This is a genomic window from Caulobacter sp. GW822-FHT07D08, from assembly GCF_058798735.1.
The window spans coordinates 358116-378096 of record NZ_JBXAKU010000003.1 but is presented as its reverse complement, the minus strand read 5'-3'; the positions used below and the strand labels follow the sequence as shown (position 1 = coordinate 378096).

The window sequence follows — 19981 nt, the reverse complement described above, 5'->3', positions numbered from 1 at the left end:
CGTCGAGCCGTCGTTCCCAGTCGCTTTTTCTTCGATAGGCCATGGTCCGTCCCGTCAAGAATATCGTCATCGTCGGCGGCGGGACCGCGGGCTGGCTCACCGCCGGCGTGATCGCCGCCAAGCATCGCGCGCGGCAGGCCACCGGCTTCACGGTGACCCTGGTGGAGTCGCCGACCACGCCGATCATCGGCGTCGGTGAAGGCACCTGGCCGACCCTGCGTACGACCCTGTCCAAGATCGGGGTTTCCGAAACCGACTTTTTCCGCGAGTGCGACGCCGCTTTCAAACAGGGCGCCAAGTTCGCGCGCTGGACCACGGGCGAGCCCGACGACGCCTATTATCACCCGCTGGTGCTGCCCCAGAGCTTCGGACAGATCAACCTGGCCCCCCACTGGCTGGCCGGCGGCGCGGCGGGCAGCTTCTGCGACGCGGTCTGTCCGCAGGGCCGCCTGTGCGACGAGGGCCTGGGGCCCAAGACCATCACCGCCCCGCCCTATCAAGGCGCGGCCAACTACGCCTACCACCTGGACGCGGGCAAGTTCGCGCCGTTCCTGCAACGCCACTGTTGCGACAAGCTGGGCGTCCGCCATGTCCTGGCCGACGTGCGCGGCGTGGCTCTGGCCGAGGACGGCGACATCCGCGCCGTGGTCACCGAACAGGCCGGCGAGATCGAGGGCGATCTCTTCGTCGACTGCACCGGCTTCCGCTCGCTGCTGCTGGGCGAGACCCTGGGCGTGAAGTTCCGCGACTGCGGCGACGTGCTGTTCTGCGACACCGCCCTGGCCGTCCAGATCCCCTACGAGCGTCCCGACAGCCCAATCTCAACCCACACGATCTCGACCGCCCAATCGGCCGGCTGGATCTGGGATATCGGCTTGCCGACCCGCCGGGGGACCGGCCACGTCTATTCTAGTCGCCACATCTCCGACGACGAGGCCGAGCGCGAGCTGCGGGCCTATCTCGGCCCGACCGGCAAGGACCTGCCGGTGCGCAAGATCACCATCCGCTCGGGCCACCGCGAAACCTTCTGGAAGCGCAACTGCGTCGCCGTGGGCCTGGCGGCGGGCTTCCTGGAACCGCTGGAAGCCTCGGCCATCGTGCTGATCGAACTGTCGGCCAAGCTCATCGCCGAGCAGATGCCCGCCTGCCGCGAGGTGATGGACATCGTGGCCTCACGCTTCAACGCCACGACCCACTACCGCTGGGGCCGGATCATCGACTTCCTCAAGCTGCATTACGTGCTGAGCCAGAGGACCGACACCGCCTTCTGGCGCGACAACCGCGACCCGGCGACCATCCCCAAGCGCCTGTCGGACCTGCTGCTGCTGTGGCGTCACCAGCCGCCCTGGCTGCACGAGGAGTTCGACCGGGCCGACGAGGTGTTTCCCTCGGCCAGCTATCAGTACGTGCTCTACGGCATGGGCTTCCGCACCGAGGTCGAGGTCGCCGCGCTCGCCGACGAGGCGGCGCTGGCTCAACGCGCTCTGCGCGAGAACGCCCTGCAAAGCGATCGCCTGCTGTCCAGCTTGCCGAAGCACCGCGACCTCATCCGCAAGATCGTCGAGCACGGCCTGCAGCCGGTATGACGCGCGATACATCGCTCTTTCATCGCGGTCGCGCGGCCGCCCTGCTGTCCGTCGTCCTGGCGAGCGGAGCGGCCCACGGCGCGCAGCTACCGCCGGCGCCCAACATCCCCGTCATCACGGCCGCCGACCGGCCCAACTCCGAAAAGGCGTTCTCGTCGGTCGAGATCCACGAACGCCCGGCGCCCATACCCGTCATCTTCGAGGTCGCCCCCGGCGGCTCGGATGCCGCCGACGGCGCGCCCGGCCGCCCGTTCGCGACCCTCGCCCGCGCCCAGGCCGCGGTGCGGTCGGTCAACAAGACCCATTCGGTCACGGTGCGGCTCGCGGACGGGGTCTATCGCCCGGCCAAGCCGCTGCGCTTTTCGGTCGAGGACGGCGGCCAGGATGGCTTTGTGGTTCGCTGGGAAGCGGCCAAGGGCGCGCGGCCCGTCCTGTCGGGCGGCCAGCCGGTCGAAGGCTGGCGCCAGGCGGACGCCGCGCGCGACATCTGGGTGGCCGACATCCCGCGCGGCGCCGATCCGCGCCAGATCTGGGTCAATGACCGGCTGGCGCATCGCGCCGCGGTCGAGGCGCCCCGCAAGGCCTTCGCCTTCCACGACGGGGGCATCCAGATCGTCGATCCGGCCTGGCGCTTTCTCGCCGATCTGCCCGACCAGGCGCGGCTGGAGGTGGAGAACACCGGCTTCTTCACCGACCGTCGCGCGAGGGTCGAGAGCATCCAGGGCGACCACATCGTCCTGGCCCAGCCGGGCTGGCGCAACAATCTGATCGGCTACGACACCTTCGCCCGGCCGGTCTCGGGGGACAGGGCGCGCTTCTTCATCGGCAACGCCCTGGCCTTTGTCCGGGCTGGCGGCGACTGGTGGGCCGATCCCGCTCAGGGCAAGCTCTACTACAAGCCGCGCGACGGCGAGGTCATGGCCTCGAGCCGGGTGGTCATGCCGCGCCTGGAAGCCCTGGTCTCGATCGCCGGCCGTCCTGGCCAGCCCGTGCGCGACCTGCAATTCGCCGGCGTCGGCTTCGCCCACACCAGCTGGCTTGGCCCTTCCAGCGCCGAGGGCTACGCTAGCCAACAAAGCGGCGCCTTCCTGTCGGGCCAGGTCCCGAACTATCCCAGCGATCCGATCCGCGACTGCAGCTGGGGATGCTGGGCCTTCGAGGGGATGCGGAACCAATGGCGGCAGCAGCCGGCGGCGGTTCAGGTCGCCGCGGCCGCGCGCATCGTCTTCGAGGACGCCGAATTCGCGCACCTTGGCCAGATCGCCCTGGGCATCGGCAACGACGCCAGCGCCAATCTGAGCGGGGCGGGCCTGGAGACGCGCTCGGTGGAGGTGGTCCGCAGCCGCTTCCACGACCTGGCCGGCGGCGCGATCATGGTCGGCGGCGTCTCGCCCGACGCGCACCACCCGGGGCGACCGGAGCAGGCCGTGCGCGACATCATCATCCGCGACAACACCATCCAAGGCGTCTCGCAGGTCTATCGGGAACAGGCCGCGATCCTGGTCACCTATGCGACCGCCGCCGTGATCCTGCACAACGAGGTCTCGGACGCGCCCTATGACGGCATCGACGTGGGCTGGGGCTGGGGCGTCAACGACCCCGGCGGCAACACCGCCTATATGAGCCTGGGGCGCGGCTACTACGACCAGCCCGGCAATCGCGTCTACGACACGCCGACCACCCTGCGCGACACCGTGATCGTCGGTAATCGCGTGCACGGGGTGAAGCGCTGGTTCCCCGACGGCGGCGCCATCTATCACCTGTCGGCCGACCCCGGCGCCCTGATCGCGGAAAACCACGTCTACGACGTGCCCGGCGGCATCGGCGTCTATCTGGACGAAGGGTCGCGATACGTCACGGTGCGCGACAACGTCTTCGATGGCCTTGGCCTGTGGGTCAATCTGAACGCGCTGGACGGCGCCTATCCGCGCCGCACGGCGGCGGACAACGTCGCGCGCGGCAACTGGCGCAACGGCGGCAAGGCCAACGGATCCTGGTCTGACTACGCCAACAATCGCCTGATCGACAATGTCGCCGTCGAGGGTCAGGCCTGGCCCGCGCCCGCTCGGGAGGTGATCGCGCGCGCCGGTCCCCGCCTCGCCAAGCCCTGAACACAGCCTGGACGCCCATCATGAGGTCTTCTTCCATGTCCAAGTCATCCTGGCTTCAATGCGCCGCCAGCGCGGCGCTGTGCGCGAGCCTGGCCTTGAGCGCGCCCGCTTCCGCCCTCTCGGCGCCCGTCGCCCCGGCCAAGCCCGAAACATCCGCCGTCCGCGCCAAGGCCGACCGACTGGCCGCCGAGCTGGTCGGCAGGATGACCATCGAGGAAAAGCTGGACCAGCTGCTCAACACCGCCCCGGCCATCCCCCGGCTGGGGATCCCGGCCTACAACTGGTGGACGGAGTCGCTGCACGGCGCGCTGGGGACGCTGCCGACCACCAACTTCCCCGAACCGATCGGCCTGGCCGCCAGCTTCGACACCGGCCTCGTCCAGGACGTCGCCGCCGCGATCAGCACCGAGGTCCGCGATCTGCACATCCTGTCGCGTCAGACCGGCCGGATGGGACGCATCGGCACGGGCCTCGACACCTGGTCGCCGAACATCAACATCTTCCGCGATCCGCGCTGGGGCCGCGGCCAGGAGACCTATGGCGAGGACCCGTTCCTGACCGCGCGCATCGGCGTGGCCTTCGTGGAGGGCATTCAGGGGCCCGACGCCGACCTGCCCCGCGTCATCGCCACGCCCAAGCACTTCGCGGTCCATAGCGGGCCGGAGTCGACCCGACACGGCGCCAATGTTTTCGTCTCCCGCCACGATCTGGAAGACACCTATCTGCCCGCCTTCCGCGCCGCGATCACCGAAGGCCAGGCCGGATCGGTGATGTGCGCTTACAATCGCATCGACGGCCAGCCGGCCTGCGCCAGCGACCTGCTGCTGAAGGACCATCTGCGCGGGGCCTGGAAGTTCGACGGCTACGTCGTTTCCGACTGCGACGCGGTCAAGGACATCGCCGACAATCACAAGTACTCGCCCGATGCGGCCACGGCCGTCGCCGCGGCGATGCGGGCGGGCGTCGACAACGAATGCAACGGCGCGACCCTGACCGACACCGCGGGCCTGGCCAAGCCCTACGCCGAGGCATTGCGACGCGGATTGATCACCGAGGCCGACGTCGACCAGGCGCTGGTGCGGCTCTATTCGGCGCGCCTGCGGGTCGGCGACCTGCCCGGGGTGCGGGCAGTCGAAACCCGACCGGCGCCGGTCGCCTCGGTCATGACGCCCCAGCATGAGGCCCTGGCGCTAGCCGCCAGCGAGAAGAGCCTGGTGCTGCTGAAGAACGACGGCCTGCTGCCCCTGAAGCCCGGCCTGCGCATCGCGGTGATCGGCCCGCTGGCCGACGCGACCCGCGTCCTGCGCGGCAACTATTCCTCGGCCCTGTCCGCGCCGCCGATCTCGGTGCTGGACGGTCTTCGCCGCGCCATGCCGTCGGCCAAGATCGTCCACGCGCCGTTCGGCGCTTCCTTCACCGACGGCGATCGCGTGCCGAGCACGGCCTTGGTCACGCCGGATGGCAAGCCCGGCCTGCTGGCCCGCTACTACAACACCGTCGAGCCGCCGCCGACGCGCTTCGAGCCGGGGACCTTCGGCGACGCGGTGGCCAAGATGCGCTACCAGGACAAGCCGATGGTCACCCGCGTCGAGCCGGACATCGCCTCGCGAAGCCTGGACCTGGCCTCGGTCTCCGACCACCACCGCGTGGTCTGGACGGGCTTCCTGGTTCCGCCCGAGAGCGGAACCTATCGCCTGGGCCTGGCGGGCTTCAACGGCGAGCTCAAGTTCGACGGCAAGCCCTTCGCCGACCTGCGCAAGGCCGGCTGGGCCAGCCTGCCGACTCTCAAGACCATCCGCCTGGAAAAGGGCCATCGCTATCCGATCGAGATCGTCTCGGAGTCCCACGCCCTGTCCGGCGTCAATCTGGTCTGGAAGCGCGTGTCCGACGATCCGACCGCCGAGCTGAAGAGGGCGGCCGCCCAGGCCGACGTGCTGGTCGCCGTGGTTGGCCTGACCTCCGACCTGGAGGCCGAGGAGTCCCCGGTCGAGGTCCCCGGCTTCAAGGGCGGCGACAAGACGACCCTGGACCTGCCGGCCGATCAGCAGAAGCTGCTGGAACAGGCCAAGGCCCTGGGCAAGCCGTTGGTCGTGGTGACCCTGAACGGCAGCCCGGTGAACCTGGCCTGGGCCAAGGCCAACGCCTCGGCCATCGTGGAGGCCTGGTATCCGGGCCAGTCCGGCGGCCTGGCCGTCGCCAACGTGCTGGCGGGCAAGACCAATCCGTCGGGCCGCCTGCCGCTGACCTTCTACCGTTCGATCGACGACCTGCCGCCCTTCGGCGACTACGCCATGGCCGGTCGCACCTATCGCTACTTCACGGGCGAGCCGGTCTATCCGTTCGGCTTTGGTCTCAGCTACACGCGCTACGACTACGCGCCGGTCACGGTCGAGCCCCTGCCGGGCGGCGCGGACCAGGGCGTTCGCGTGACGACCACCGTGCGCAATGTCGGCGCGCGGGCGGGCGAGGAAGTCGCTCAGCTCTATCTGAACTTCCCCGACACGCCCGGCGCGCCGCGCGTGGCCCTGCGCGGCTTCCAGCGCGTGGCGCTCAAGCCCGGCGAGTCCCGCAAGGTGACCTTCACCCTGTCGCCGCGCGATCTCAGTTCGGTGACCCCCGAGGGTGATCGCCGCGTGGCGGCCGGCGCCTATCGCGTCAGCGTCGGATCGGGCCAACCGGGCACGGGGGTCCCGAGCCAGTCGGCCCCGTTCTCGGTCGGCGCCGCCGTGGCGCTGGCGAAATAGACCGGCCTCGGCGGATCAGGAGAAGAGCGTGAAAACCATCGCGACCATCACCGGGGCCCTCGCCCTCCTCCTCCCGACGCTGGCGAGCGCCGCGCCCAGGCTCGAGGGCGCGGTCGGCGACCACGCCGTGCTGCAGCGGGACAGGCCCATCATCGTCACAGGCCGTTCCGCGCCCGGCGAGAAGGTCCTGGTCAATCTGGCGGGGCGTTCGGCCACGGGCCAGGCCGATCGCGATGGCCGCTTTCGCGTCGCCTTGCCGCCGCTCGCCGCCGGCGGTCCCTACCAGATGCTGGTCGACGCGCCGAGCGGCCAGACCTTCGTCAACGACCTCCTGATCGGCGACGTCTTCCTCTGCTCGGGCCAGAGCAACATGGAGCTGTCGACCGAGCAGTCTCAGAACAGCTTTCAGATCGCCGGCGCCGCCGATCCGCAGATGCGATTGATGACGGTCGGCAAGCAGCTGGCGGAGACGCCGAAGGACCGATTCGACGTCCCGCCGGCCTGGGCGGCGGCCACGCCCGGGACGATCGCCAAGTTCTCGGCCGTCTGCTTCTACGCGGGCCAGGACCTGCGGCGGACCACCAAGGCGCCGATCGGCCTGATCCATTCCAGCTGGGGCGGCTCGCGGATTTCCGCCTGGATGGCGCCCGAGGGCCTCCGCGCCGGCGGCCTGGACCTGGAAGCCAAGGCGCTGGCGCTCCATGCGCGCGACGCGGCGGCGGCCGAGACCATGGTCGCGCGTCAGTGGGAGACCTGGTGGCGCGACCACTCCGGTCTCGCGGGCGCCGACGAACCCTGGCGCGGCGAGCATCCCGCCTGGTCGCCCGTTCCCGCGATCAGTTATTTCGGGCGCTGGGGCGCGCCTGAGATGACGAAGTATCTGGGCATGGTCTGGTTCGAGAAGACGGTGGACCTGACCCCGGCCCAGGCCGCGCAAGGCGCCGTCCTGTCGCTGGGCCTGATCGACGACGCCGATCGCACCTGGGTCAATGGCAAGGCCGTCGGCGGATCCAGCATCGGCGCCCCACGCCGCTACCGACTGGCCCCGGGCACGCTCGTCGCCGGGCGCAACCGGATCACCGTCAACGACGACAATGTCTATGCCGATGGCGGCCTGGCGGGCCCCGCCGAGCTCATGCGCCTTCAGCTGGACGACGGGACCTCGGTCCCGCTCGACACCGGCTGGCGCTACGCCCTGGCGGGACGGCCCAAGACCAACGCCCCCCGCGCGCCCTGGGACGACATCAACGGCGCGGGCGTCCTCTACAACGCGATGATCTCGCCCCTTGGGCCGGTCGGGCTGGCCGGGGCGCTCTGGTACCAGGGCGAGTCCGACACGGGCCTGCCCGGCTACGAGCGCCGCCTCACGGCGATGATAGCCGACTGGCGCCGCCAGTTCGAAGCCCCGACCCTGCCGTTCGCGATCATCCAGCTGTCGGCCTACGGCGCCGGCGCGAGCAAGCCCGTCGAAAGCGGCTGGGCCGGCGTGCGCGACGCCCAGCGACGCGCCGCCGAAACCGACGGCCACGCGGCGGTCGTCGTCACCCTCGACCTCGGTGATCCCTACGACATCCATCCCGGCGAAAAGCAGGAGGTCGGCCGTCGCGCGGCGGACGCGCTGCGGGTCCTTGCCTATGGGGAAGCCGTCGCCGCCGGTCCCCGGATCGCGACCGCCGAGCGCGCGCCCGACGGCGGCGTCATCCTGACGTTCGCGGGCGCCGCCGGCGGCCTGGTCGCCCGCGGCGCCGACACCGCCATCGGCTTCGAGCTTTGCGGCGCGGACGGCGCCTGCCGATACGCCCCCGGCCATGTCGCTGGCGATAAGGTCACGCTGAGAGGCGACGGCGGGGCCATAGGGCGCGTGCGCTACGCCTGGGCGGACAGTCCGACGGTGAACCTGTTCGACCAGGCCGGCCGGGCTGTCGGCTCGTTCGAGATCAAGGTTCCCTAACCCGGCAAGGCGGGTGACGGCGGCGGACAAGTTGGCTAGATTTATGTGACCGGTAACATTGAACATAGGCCAACGATCCGGGAGCATGGGGTAAGGACGTGACGGATAGCCGGGATCATCCGCTCAGGGTGGCGCTGAGTGAACTGATGCATCTGCGCGCCCTGCCGCTGGAGCAAGCGCCGGTCAGGCTGCGCCAGTGGGTCTTCCTGGTGGGCGCCGACGAACGGGCGTCCGAGGCGGCCTTCGTGGCGTTGTTCGCGCCAGGCCAGGATCCCGCCGTCGGCAGGATCCTGGTGACCAGCCCGGCCGGCGGCTGGCTGTGGGAGCGGCATCAGGAATTCTCGACCTGGAGCCGGTTCACCTACGGCCCGCTGGGCCCGGAGCTTGGCTTCGAGACGAACGTCGGCGAGGACTGCTTCTGGCTGGACGGCGCGCCGGGTCAGGTGTTCAGGGGCGTCGAGATCTCTGTCTCCGCGCCGGACGCCGAGCCGCCGGCCGAGGCGATCCTGAACCGGCATATCGACCTGGCCCATTGCGTTTCGTGCGAGGTCTTCGACGGGGCCGCGCGGATCTGGACGGACTTTCGCCTGCGCGAAGGCGGCACGGGGCGTATCCACGTCCACAACATCGCCCTGGCCAATGATGAGGTCTCGCGCCTGGTCCAGACGCTGTTGGAAATCGGCAACTATCGGAAGCTGGCGCTGATCGGCTTTCCGCCCGCCCGCGAGCTCCTGGCCTGGCTGGATGGCGCCGAAGCCAGGCTTTCGGCGATCGCCAGCGGCCTGGCCAGCGGCGAGGACAGCCAGGCGGTGCTGGACAGCCTCCTGAAACTCTCCGCCGAGGTAGAGCTGCGCGCCGCCCACAGCCGTTTCCGGCGCGGCGCGACGGAATCCTATCACCGCCTGGCCCTGGACAGGCTAGAGGCGCTGCGGGAGCGCCATGTTCCCGGCTATTCGACCATGAGCGAGTTCATCGCGCGGCGGCTGCAGCCGGCCATGCGCACCCGCGAGGCGGCCGACCGGCGGCTGGACGACCTTTCGGTGCGCGTCGCGCGCTGTGGCGATCTTCTGCAGGCCCGTCTGGGCATCGTCCTGGACCGCCAGAACCAGGAGACCCTGCGCGGCATGGGCGCCAGCCTCCAGCTGCAAGCCAAGCTGCAGGGCCTGGTCGAGGGCCTGTCGATCTTCGCGGTCGGCTATTACGTGCTGGGCCTGCTCGGCTATTTCCTGAAGCCCTGGTTGCACGGCTGGCCGGGCGCGAGCGAACAGGTTCTCTCGGCGCTGGTTCCCCTGGTGCTGCTCGCCGTCGCCGCCAGCCTGCACCGGCGCAAGAAGCGCCTGATCGATCGGGGCGACGGATGACCCGTCTGATCAGCGCGCCGCCAGAGCTCTTCTGACGACGCTCGGTCTCCACTTCGTCGGAAAATACTCTAGCGGGCTGGGACCGAAACCCCGGCCTCGGTCTGCACGACCGGCGGCATCGCGCCGTCGGGACTGTAGCGAAGGCGTTCGACGGTCACGGCGCGGCGACCGATCGCCCCGCTCTGGTCGCCGACCGCGAGGGTCGCGTTGTGCAGGAAGACATACCACTCGCCCTTGAACTGGACGATGCCGGGATGGATCGTGAAGCTGTACTTGCCTGAGCCGGTCAGGAGGCCCCGAGGGGTCCAGGGACCCGTGATGGCGGGCGCGGTGGCGTAGGATACATGCTCGTCGCGCTGGGTGCTTCGGTCGAGCGAGGCATAGGTCAGGTAGTAGGTCCCGTCGCGCTTGTGCAGCCAAGGGCCCTCCTCGAAATGCGGCGGCGTGATCTCGGTGATCGGACCGTCGATCTCGATCATGTTGGGCTTGAGCTTGGCGATGTAGCAGGAGCGATTGCCCCAGGCGATCCAGGTGGTTCCATCGTCGTCGGTGAACACCGTCGGATCGATGTCCTCCCAGCTGTGCGACCCCTTCGGGGTCATCTCGTTGGTGATCAGCGCCGACCCGCGCGCATCGACGAACGGGCCGGTGGGCGAGTCCGAGACCGCCACGCCGATCGCCTTGCCCGGGTGCGTGTTGTCATGCTCGACGGCGGCGTAGAAATAGAACTTTCCGTTCTTCTCGATCGCCTGCGAGGCCCAGGCGTCCTTCTTGGCCCACTTGAAGTCCGTGGCCTTCATGATCGGTGGGTAGGCCGTCCACGTCTTCATGTCCGTGGTCGAGTAGACCAGCCACTCGCGCATGTTGAACATCTCGTCACGCTGGGCTTCGTCGTGGCCCACATAGAGAAAGAGGCGATCTCCGACAACCAGCGGCGCGGGATCAGCGGTGAACCTGTCCCGGAAGATGGGGTTCGAGCCTGGCGCGGGCGCTTTTTCATCGCCGGCCGCGCTTGGCGTCGCCATGCCCAGGGCCGCCATCAACGCGAGCGCCGCAATTTTCGAAACCATCCGACCGTCTCCCCAACGCCTAATATTTCTCTGATGAAAACGCCGCCCAGGCGCGGTGCGAACCACCATCGCCCGGGTTTCCCGCCGGGTTGATCAGCGCTCGAGAAGCGCCGCTTCACCCCAGGTCACGGGCAAGCGCTGGTTGTCGCCACGGGGGCTGCGCGCCACCAACTCGATCAGCTTCACGCCGGCGACCGGGGCCGAGATCGGCTGGGCCGCCATGCCCCATTTGACCGGCTTGCTGGTCGCCAGCAGCTTGCCGTCGCCATAGACGGCGAAGGTCACGGCGGCGGCCTTGTCGCTGGCGCTGTCATCGACGCCGACCATCGCGGTGAAGCGCCGCGCCCCGTTATTCCGAACCTCCATCCGCGAGTTGGCGAGGATGCCGATGCCCGCCGCGAACGGCTTCCCCGCGACACGCAGCACTTGGCCGTACGGAGCGCTGTCGGCCCGCGCGCCGCCCCAGCCGGCATAGGACGGCCGGTCGCCCGGGCCGCCGGTGCCGCCCCAGCCCGCCGCGGTGCGGAAGATGGAGGGATCGGGCGTAGGATCGACGACGCCATCGACCGCCGGGTTCACGCTGCCCGGCTGCTCGGAGAGATAATAGCCCCCCTGCAGCGCGCGCGCGCCGTGCGCGCGGAAGATCAGGGTCTCGCGCGGCTTGACGTGGAGCTTGGTCCGCTTGGTGAACGTCGTCTGCTGCTTGCTCCACAGGTCGGTCAACGCGATCGGCGCGTCGTCGCTGAACTTCAGATGGGTCGCGTTCAGGTCGACGTCATAGTCGACCGAGCCCCGGTTGAAGATCGCCACGGCCTTGTCGCCCGACGCCAGGGTCTTCACCAGGATCTGCAGGTCGCTGGAGTCGTGCGCCAGCGTCGCCTGGTTGCCGGCTGGATCCTGGTCCAGCGCGATGATATCGGCGTTGCCGAAGATATCGAGCAGCGCCTTGGGCGTCTTGCGCAGGTCGGTCCCGATCAGCAGCGGCGCGTTGAGCATCGCCCACAATGCGAAGTGCGAGCGGGCTTCGGTCAGGTGGTCCGCGTCGAAATCTCCGGCCCCGATGTGCAGCATGTCCGGGTCGTTCCAGGACCCGGGGTGCGCGTAGAGCGACCGCGTCACGGTCGTATCGTAGTTGACCAGCAACCGCCCCCAGGCCGGCGAGATATCGTCGCTGGTGCGCGAGAGGCCGCCATAGTCCTTGCCCCAGGCGCGGACATTGGCCGCCCCCCAGATGCAGAGCGACAGCAGGTAGTCGCCGTCCGGATTTTCCCGAGCCAGCGCGACATTGATCTGTCGGAACATCGCCTGGATCGCCGGGATGTCGGTTCGCGTCACCGCCCCGGAATCCAGGAATGGTCCCAGCGCCCGGAACTTGCCCGAACGGACGCGTTCGCTTTGCGGTCCGTAGTCGCGCAGGCCGCAGCCATCGACCTTGATGAAGTCGAAGCCCCAGTCCTTGAAATAAAGCGCGATATCCTGGTCGATGCGGCCGTAAATGCCGACCTCGCGCTCCAGGACGGTCCCCTTGGGCAGGTCGTCATCGGTCGGGGAATAGGCTTCGGAGCAGGTGTTGCGGCCCAGGTCGGAATAGATGCCGGCCTTCAGCCCCATGGCGTGGAGCTTCTCGGTAAATGGCCTGAAGCTGGGGGCGTCGCCGCCGGTGCGCGCCGACGGGAACTTGTCGTCGCGGATGATCATCCGCCCGTCCGGCATCCGGCGCTTCAGCGCCCAGCCGTCGTCGATGTTGATATAGCGATAGCCCTTGGCCGCCAGGCCGCTGTCGACGATCTGCTTCGCCGAGCCGAGGATCTTGTCCTCGTCGATGTCGGTGGCGAAGGCGTTCCAGGTGCTCCACCCCATGGGCGGCGTGGCCGCGCGGCCGGCGGTATAGGCCGTCCAGCGTCCGGTCGGCGCCAAAGGATCGCTCTGCGCCGCGGCGACGGACGGTCCAAGAAGCGCGGCGATCACCCCCGCGGTCAGCAGCTTCCTCATCGTTTCCCGCGCCGTCTTTTTATCGGTTGCTGAACGGCTCGGCTGTCGCAGCCCAAACGCTCACTGTGAGCGCGATGTTTACTCTGACAAAATCAGCCGTCAACATACGCTCCGTCGCGCGCACGTCCGGCCAAGCGTTCCCTGGCCTGGCGCTCCACCTCGCACCGAAGACGCCAGGGCTTTCTAGCGATGCGGACGCCGACCCGGGATCGACGACAATAACACCGACAAATATGGATTGTCGTAGCGGCGCGCCTGGGCCTAAATCCCTCCCATGGGCGGGCTTTCCGCTCGGTATGGCCCGCGCGATACGCAACGGCCGGAAGACCATACTCCCAGATCGGCGACGTGAAGATCACCGCTGGGCGATGCATAAAAAATTGTTACCGGTAACAAGGGAGGAACTGGAATGCCAAGGATCGTCGCCGCCTCGCTGTCCATAGCCGCGTGTTCGATATTCGCGATCGCGACCGCCCAGGCCCAAACGCCGCGGCTGAGTCCGGACCAGACGCTCGAGGCCCCAGGCCTCAGCGTGATCGTCGAGCAAAATCACTTCAGCCCGATCTTCTTCGACGAGAAGAACGCCGGCATCCAGATCGTCCTGCATGGCGAGCGGATCGCCACCGACGGCGAGGTCCGCCTCAATCCGACGCCCGAACAATGGGACCCGGTGCCGATCTTCGGCGAACGCACGCTCGGCGAGACGCCGGGTCAACTGGTCGTGAGATCGAGCTATCCGAAGGAAAAACTGAACTACCGCGTGAAGGTGACCCCCGAGGACGGCGGTTTTCGCATCGCGGTGGATCTCGACGCCCCGCTGCCGCCGGAGCTTGTCGGCAAGGCCGGCTTCAATCTTGATTTCCTGCCGACCGCCTATTTCGGCAAGACCTATCTGATGGGCGAGCGGCCGGGCCTGTTCCCGCGCAATCCCAACGGCCCCATGGCGACCGACGGCTCGGGCGATCCCCAGCCGATGGCCTCCGGCGCCCGCAGCGTGACCCTCTCGCCGGAAGACCCCAAGACCCGGGTCACGATCACCGCCAACGCGCCGCTCGCCCTCTATGACGCGCGCAATCGGGCGCAGAACGGCTGGTTCGTCGTGCGGTCCATGATCGCCGCCGGAGCCAAGGAAGACGCCGTCGTCTGGCACGTGCGCCCCAATGTCATCCCGGGCTGGACACGGGCGCCCGTCGTCTCCTTCAACCAGGCCGGCTACACGCCGCAGCGCGGCAAGGTCGCGCTGATCGAGCTGGATCCGAATTTCAAGGCGCCGGCCGAGGCCACGTTGGTCAAGCTGACCGACAGCGGCGAGAAGCCCGTGTTCAGCGCGCCGGTCCAGCCGCGCGGCAAGTTCCTGCGCTACAACTACGCAGCGTTCGACTTCTCCAGCGTGCGCGAGCCCGGCGTCTACGCGATCTCCTACGCCGGGCAGACGACCAACCCCTTTCCGATCGCCGCCGACGCCTATTCGCGGATCTGGCAACCTTCGCTCGACACCTATCTTCCCGTCCAGATGGACCACATGACCGTGCGGGAGCAGTACCGGGTTTGGCAGCGCGCCTCGCACCTCGACGACGCGGTCCAGGCTCCACCCAATCACGTCCATTTCGACGGCTATCGCATGGGGCCGAACCTCGACTCCCCCTTCAAGCCGGGCGAGCACATCCCGGGACTGGCGGTCGGCGGCTTCCAGGACGCCGGCGACTACGACATCCAGACCCCGCAGAACGCGCAGGTGGTGCGTGATCTGGTCTGGACGCGCGAGCTCTTCGGGCTCGACTGGGACGAAACCAGCGTCGACGAGAAGGCGCGCGAGGTGGAGATCCGCAAGCCGGACGGCGCGCCCGACGCGCTCCAGCAGGTCCGCCACGGCGTCGTGCAACTGCTCGCGCAGTACAAGGTCTTCGGCCATTCGATCGTCGGCATCATCGACCCGAAGCTGCGCCAGTACGCGCACCTCGGCGACGCCGCCTCCCAGACCGACGGCAAGCTGTACGACGCCGCGCTGGGGCCGAACGAGGTCCGGGGCGACCACTCGGGCGTCCCTGACGATCGCTGGGCGTTCACCACCGCCTATCCCGCGAATGACCTGATGGTGGCCGGCAGCCTTGCGTCGGCCAGCCGCGCGCTGAAAGACTTCGACCCGGCGATGTCGGCCGAAGCGCTGTCCGCCGCCAAGGCGCTGTGGACCAAGCGCGAGGGCGAGGCCGCCAACGGCAGCGACGGCCGCGACGACAGCGGGAACATGTCCCGCTTCCTCGACCTGGCCAAGGTCGCCGCGACGGTGGAGCTGATCCTCACCACCAACGGCGACGCGGTCTATACGGCGCGGCTGCGCGCCCTGATACCGGCGATCGAGGCGAACTTCGATCGCGTCAGCGGCGTCGCCGTGCGCGCCCTTCCCTATATGGATGCGAGCTACAAGGCGCGGATCAGGACCCTGGTGAGCGCCGCCAAGTCGCGGGCCGACACCGGACTGGCGGGCAACCCCTTCGGCGTCCCGGTCGGCATGGGCTCATGGGCGGGGTCCGGCGAAGTCGCCGGCTTCGGGATCAACATGTACCTGATGCACAAGGCGTTCCCGGACCTGATCGGACCGGAATACACCCTGCACGCCCTGGACTACATGCTCGGCCGCCATCCCGCGAACAACCTGTCCCTGGTCTCGACCGTCGGGACCCGCTCGAAGCTGAACGGCTATGGGCACAACCGCGCGGACTACGGCTTCATCCCTGGCGGGATGGCGCCGGGCGTGCTGGTCATCAAGCCGGACTTCCCCGAAATGATGACCGACTGGCCGTTCCTGTGGTTCGAGAGCGAATACACGGTGAGCTCCACCACCGCCTATATCCTCGCGGCCAAGGCGGCGATCGCGGCCACCGAGGACTCTCGCTAGAAGTCAGACCCAGGTCGCCACGGAGACGGCTCCGTGGCGACCTTCGATGTCGGGCTGCTTCGATTTTGGGACCGCGAGCTTCCTCCGGAAACCGCGTGACGCCCGCCGAGCTCAGACGCCGGAGAAGTCGCCCGCCTCGTTCAAGGCGGCCTCCAGCGCCTGCAGCAGCCTCGAACGGGCCTCTTCGCTGGGGGCCTCCTGGATCTTGGCGTTGAGCCGGGCGAACAGGTCGGCGCGCTGGTTGTGCCAGTCCAGGGCCGCGGCTTTTCCCGGCTGAAGTCGCGGCGGGCCGCCGGGGACCTGATGCGCCTCGGACCTGGTCAGTTCAAAGGTCTCATCGAGAACAGGGATGGCGATGCGCGCGGCCGGAAAGCCGGCCTGCTCCAGGCGTTCGGCCAGACCGGTGAGGGCGCCCGGCTCTCCGTGCGCCAGGAACACCTGCCCGGTGATCGGCTGACGCTCCAAGGCCCAGCGCACCAGGCCCTTGGCGTCGGCATGGGCCGAATAGACGTCCAGCACCCTGATCCGCGCCTTGACTTGAAAGTCATCGCCCTGGATCCGCACCAATTTCTTGCCGTCGACCAGCAGGCGGCCAAGCGTGCCCGCCGCCTGGAAGCCGGTGATCAGCACGGTCACCTCGGATCGCCATAAAAGGCGCTTGAGATGCCGGCGGATGCGACCGGCGTCGCACATACCGCTGCCCGCCAGGATGATATGCCAGTCGCGCACCTTCTCCAGCTGATCGCTTTCCTCGGGCTTCATCAGGTAGTGCAGGTTCGGGGCGTGGCGTAGCGGGGTGAACGGGTTGACCTCCGTATCCCGGTTCCATCCCCGATCGAGGAAGACGTCGGTGGCCTCGATGGCCAGGGGCGAATCCAGGAAGATCTCGCCATGCGGCGCCTCGCCCGATTCCATCACCGCCAGGAGATCCAGCAGCAGTTCCTGAGCGCGGCCGACCGCGAAGGTCGGCATCAACAACGGCCCGCCGGCGGCGTGGGCCTGACGCAGTTCCTCGGCCAGCAGCCGGCGCCGTTCGGCGGTGTCGGCCAGATCACGCTCGCGGTCGCCGTAGGTCGACTCCAGCACCAGGTGATCGACGCCCGTCGGTCCGGTCGGCTCGGGGAGGTAGGCCTGACCTCCGGCGCCCAGGTCGCCGGAGAACAGGATCCGTTCGGCGTCTTCGTCGGGCCCGACGATCACCTCGATCGAGGTGGCGCCCAGCATATGGCCCGCGTTCCAGAAGCGGGCCCTCACGCCGGGGACGATCTCGGTGATCTCGTCGAGCTTGACCTTCTCGAACAACTCCATCGTCCGGGCCGCGTCCTTGGCCGTGTAGACCGGCTCGACCCGTGGGCGACCGCGCTGCTGGTTGCGTCGATTGAGATGGAAGACTTCGCTTTCCTGGATCTCCCCGGCGTCGGCCAGCATCACCTCGCACAGGGCCCGGGTCGGGGCCGTGGCGTAGATGGGCCCCTTGTAGCCCGCGCGCATCAGCTTCGGCAGCATGCCCGAATGGTCGATATGGGCGTGGGTCAGCAGCACCGCGTCGATGGCGTCCACGTCGAAGGGAAAGGGGTCGTAGTTGAGAGCCTTCAGGGTCTTGGAGCCCTGGAACATGCCGCAGTCGATCAGAAGGGTGAAGCCTTCGCCGCTGAGGCGGGCGCAGAAGCCCGTCACGCATTCGGCGGCGCCGTGAAAGGTCAGGCTCAAACTCATGGGACTACTTTCTTCTGGTCTGCTCGAATGAACGAAGCCGCGACAGGCCTGCCGTCCAGCCGCCGCTCAGCATTGCGGTGACCAGCACGACGATCGCGAGGGTCAGGTCGGGCGCCGCCACCTTGAAGACCGCGGCCACCGGCGCGGCGCTCAGGATCACCGCCAGCAGGGCGACGATCGCCGACGCGATGATCCAATAGGCGCGCCGATGGGGCGACAGCAGCTTGCCCGACGCGGCCGCGTCGGCCAGGGCCAGGATCAGGTTGCCCAGCACCAGGGTCGTGAAGGCCGCGCCCCGCGCCTGGTCCTCGGGATAGTTCCGCAGGGCCCAGATATAGACGCCCAGAACCCCGCCCAGAACCGCCAGTCCCTGGAGGAGGGCCAGGCCGATTTGCTTCCAGCCGAACAGCGGCTCGTCACGACGGCGAGGTGGGCGCTTCATCGCCCGCGCCTCGCTGGGCTCGGCCTCGAAGACCAGAGCGCAGATCGGGTCGATGGCCAGCTCCATCAGCACGACATGCATGGGAAACAGCAGGGACGGCAGACCCAGCAGGATGGGGGCCAGCGCCAGGCCAGCGATCGGCACGTGGATGGCGGTGACGTAGGTCAGGGCGCGGCGCAGGTTGGTGAAGATCCGCCGACCCAGGCGCACACCGCCGACGATGGAGGCGAAGCTGTCGTCCAGCAGGACGAGATCGGCCGCCTCGCGCGCGACGTCCGTTCCCTTCTTGCCCATGGCGATGCCGATGTGCGCGGCCTCCAGCGCCGGAGCATCGTTGACGCCGTCGCCGGTCATGGCCACGACTTCTCCGTCCGCCTTCAGGGCCTCGACCAGTCGCAGCTTCTGGGCGGGCGCGATGCGGGCGAAGACCCGGACGCCGCGCAGACGCTCGCAGAGGGCGGCGAAGGATAGTTCCTCGATCTCGGATCCGAGCAGGACGCCTGCCGAGGTGTCCAGACCCGCCGCCTTGGCGATGGCCAGGGCCGTGGCGGGATGGTCGCCGGTGATCATCACGACGGCGACGCCCGCCGCGCGCGCCTCGGCCAGGGCTTGCGGCACGTCCCGGCGCAGCGGGTCGATGAAGCCGATCAGTCCGCCGAACGTGAAGGCGACGGTCCGAGGATCATCATCCGCGAAATCGCCCTCCACACGGGCCGAAGCCACGCCCAGGACCCGCAACCCCTGCCGCGCATAGTCCTCGACCACGGCCTGCAGGCGCGCGATCTCGGTGGCGGACAGCCGGCACAGATTGAAGATCGCCTCGGGCGCCCCCTTGGCCGCGGCGATCCGCGCCTCGCCGGCGCGACGCCAGACCTGGACGACCGCCAGCAGTTCGGGCCGCAGGGGCCAGGCGCGCTCGGGCTCGCCTTGGGTCACCTCCCCGTCGACCAACGCGTCCATCGAGAGGTGACGCACCGCCTTGTCCATCGGGTCGATCGGTCGCACCGCCGAGGCCAGGGCGGCCAGCTCCAGCAGGTCTCCGGCCGCGCCCTCGATGGGGCGCGCCGCCTCGACGGCTATGTCACCGGCCTCCGTCCACAGGCGGGCGACCCGCATCTGGTTTTCGGTGAGGGTCCCGGTCTTGTCGACGCAGAGCACCGTGGCCCCGCCCAGGGTCTCGATGACCGCGCTTCGCCGCGTCAGCACCTGGTGGGTCGCCAGCCGCCACGCGCCCAGCGCCAGGAACACGGCCAACACCATGGGAAACTCTTCGGGGATCAGCGAGATCGCCACCGTCACCCCGGCCAGGACGCCGCCGATCCAATCGTGACGCAACCATCCGTAGGCGACCGCGACGAGCGCGCAGAATCCCAGGGCCAGCGCGCCCAATATGGCGACAAGGCGTCCGGCGGTCTTCTGCAGCGGCGTCGGCTCGTGATCGATCGCCGCAAGCGACGCGCCGATCTGGCCCAGCGCCGAGCGCGGCCCGGTGCGGGTCACCCGCGCGACGCCCTGTCCGCGGACCACGAGCGTGCCGGCGAAGAGATCGGGGGAGCCATCCGCCCCCGGGGCCGGATTGGGCGCGCCGACATCGTCGGGCCCGGCGGGCGGCTTGGTCACCGGCGCCGACTCGCCGGTCAGGGCGGACTCGTCGACGGTGAGCACCTCGCCCCCGACCAGTCGGGCGTCCGCCGGCAGACGTTCGCCCTCGCCGATCAGCAACAGGTCGTCGGGAACGACGTCGCGCGCGGCGACCTGCCGTTCTACGCCGCCGCGAATGACCCGGGCCAGGGGCTGGGCCAGATCGCGCAAGGCGCTCAACGCCCGTTCGCTGCGCGCCTCCTGCAGAACCACCAGTCCCACCGAAGCCAAGGCTCCGACGGTCAGAAAGAGCCCTTCGCCCAGGTCGCCGAGCACCAGGTAAAGGACCGCCGCCCCGACCAGCAGCAGGAACATCGGCTCGCGCAAGGTCTCGCCGAGGATTCCGGCCAGACCGCGCCCCGTCGCGTGCGGCAGTTCATTGGGACCGACGGCGACCAGACGCGCGGCCGCCTCCGCCTCGTCCAGGCCGCGCAACAGTTCGACGGTCATGCAACCATCCTCCTCGAGAGG

The 19981-nt window shown here is 68.9% G+C and carries 10 protein-coding genes; 6 read left to right on the top strand and 4 right to left on the bottom strand.

Translation table 11 applies throughout. From position 1 onward, the window contains the following. Positions 1-41 precede the first annotated feature (41 nt). The 5 genes from AC1RJ9_RS08340 to AC1RJ9_RS08320 all read left to right on the top strand — a co-directional run bounded on the left by AC1RJ9_RS08340 (position 42) and on the right by AC1RJ9_RS08320 (position 9753). On the top strand, positions 42-1586 hold the full coding sequence (locus AC1RJ9_RS08340; protein ID WP_492837640.1) for a tryptophan halogenase family protein: 1545 nt from the start codon (positions 42-44) through the stop codon (positions 1584-1586). Further along, positions 1583-3697 (top strand): right-handed parallel beta-helix repeat-containing protein, encoded by a 2115-nt coding sequence (locus AC1RJ9_RS08335; protein WP_492837641.1) that lies wholly within the window; start codon positions 1583-1585, stop codon positions 3695-3697. The genes AC1RJ9_RS08340 and AC1RJ9_RS08335 overlap by 4 nt, the downstream gene beginning before the upstream one ends. A gap of 35 nt (positions 3698-3732) precedes the next feature. After that, positions 3733-6441, top strand: coding sequence for a glycoside hydrolase family 3 C-terminal domain-containing protein (locus AC1RJ9_RS08330; RefSeq protein ID WP_492837643.1), 2709 nt, complete (start codon positions 3733-3735; stop codon positions 6439-6441). Between the two features lie 28 nt (positions 6442-6469). After that, a complete protein-coding gene (locus tag AC1RJ9_RS08325) occupies positions 6470-8392 on the top strand; it encodes a sialate O-acetylesterase (RefSeq protein ID WP_492837644.1) in 1923 nt (640 codons plus the stop codon). A 98-nt stretch (positions 8393-8490) separates the two neighbouring features. Next, positions 8491-9753, top strand: coding sequence for a DUF3422 domain-containing protein (locus AC1RJ9_RS08320; RefSeq protein WP_492837645.1), 1263 nt, complete (start codon positions 8491-8493; stop codon positions 9751-9753). A gap of 68 nt (positions 9754-9821) precedes the next feature. On the opposite strand, the gene AC1RJ9_RS08315 is transcribed toward AC1RJ9_RS08320, so the two are convergent. Next, entirely contained in the window at positions 9822-10823 is a 1002-nt protein-coding gene (locus AC1RJ9_RS08315) for a glycoside hydrolase family 43 protein (RefSeq protein ID WP_492837646.1), read from the bottom strand. A 93-nt stretch (positions 10824-10916) separates the two neighbouring features. After that, entirely contained in the window at positions 10917-12815 is a 1899-nt protein-coding gene (locus tag AC1RJ9_RS08310) for an NPCBM/NEW2 domain-containing protein (protein ID WP_492837647.1), read from the bottom strand. 409 nt (positions 12816-13224) lie between these two features. Here AC1RJ9_RS08310 and AC1RJ9_RS08305 point away from each other — a divergent pair, with 409 nt between their 5' ends. Continuing rightward, positions 13225-15711: a glycoside hydrolase family 9 protein gene (locus AC1RJ9_RS08305; protein ID WP_492837649.1), complete on the top strand. Its 2487-nt coding sequence runs from the start codon at positions 13225-13227 to the stop codon at positions 15709-15711. Positions 15712-15822: 111 nt separating this feature from the next. Here AC1RJ9_RS08305 and AC1RJ9_RS08300 read toward each other — a convergent pair whose 3' ends face one another. Both AC1RJ9_RS08300 and AC1RJ9_RS08295 read right to left on the bottom strand, forming a co-directional pair. Next, positions 15823-17427, bottom strand: a complete 1605-nt coding sequence (locus AC1RJ9_RS08300) for an MBL fold metallo-hydrolase (RefSeq protein WP_492837650.1) — start codon at positions 17425-17427, stop codon at positions 15823-15825. Positions 17428-17431: 4 nt separating this feature from the next. Beyond that, complete coding sequence (locus AC1RJ9_RS08295) at positions 17432-19960, bottom strand: cation-translocating P-type ATPase (RefSeq protein WP_492837651.1); 2529 nt, start codon at positions 19958-19960, stop codon at positions 17432-17434. Positions 19961-19981: the final 21 nt, after the last annotated feature.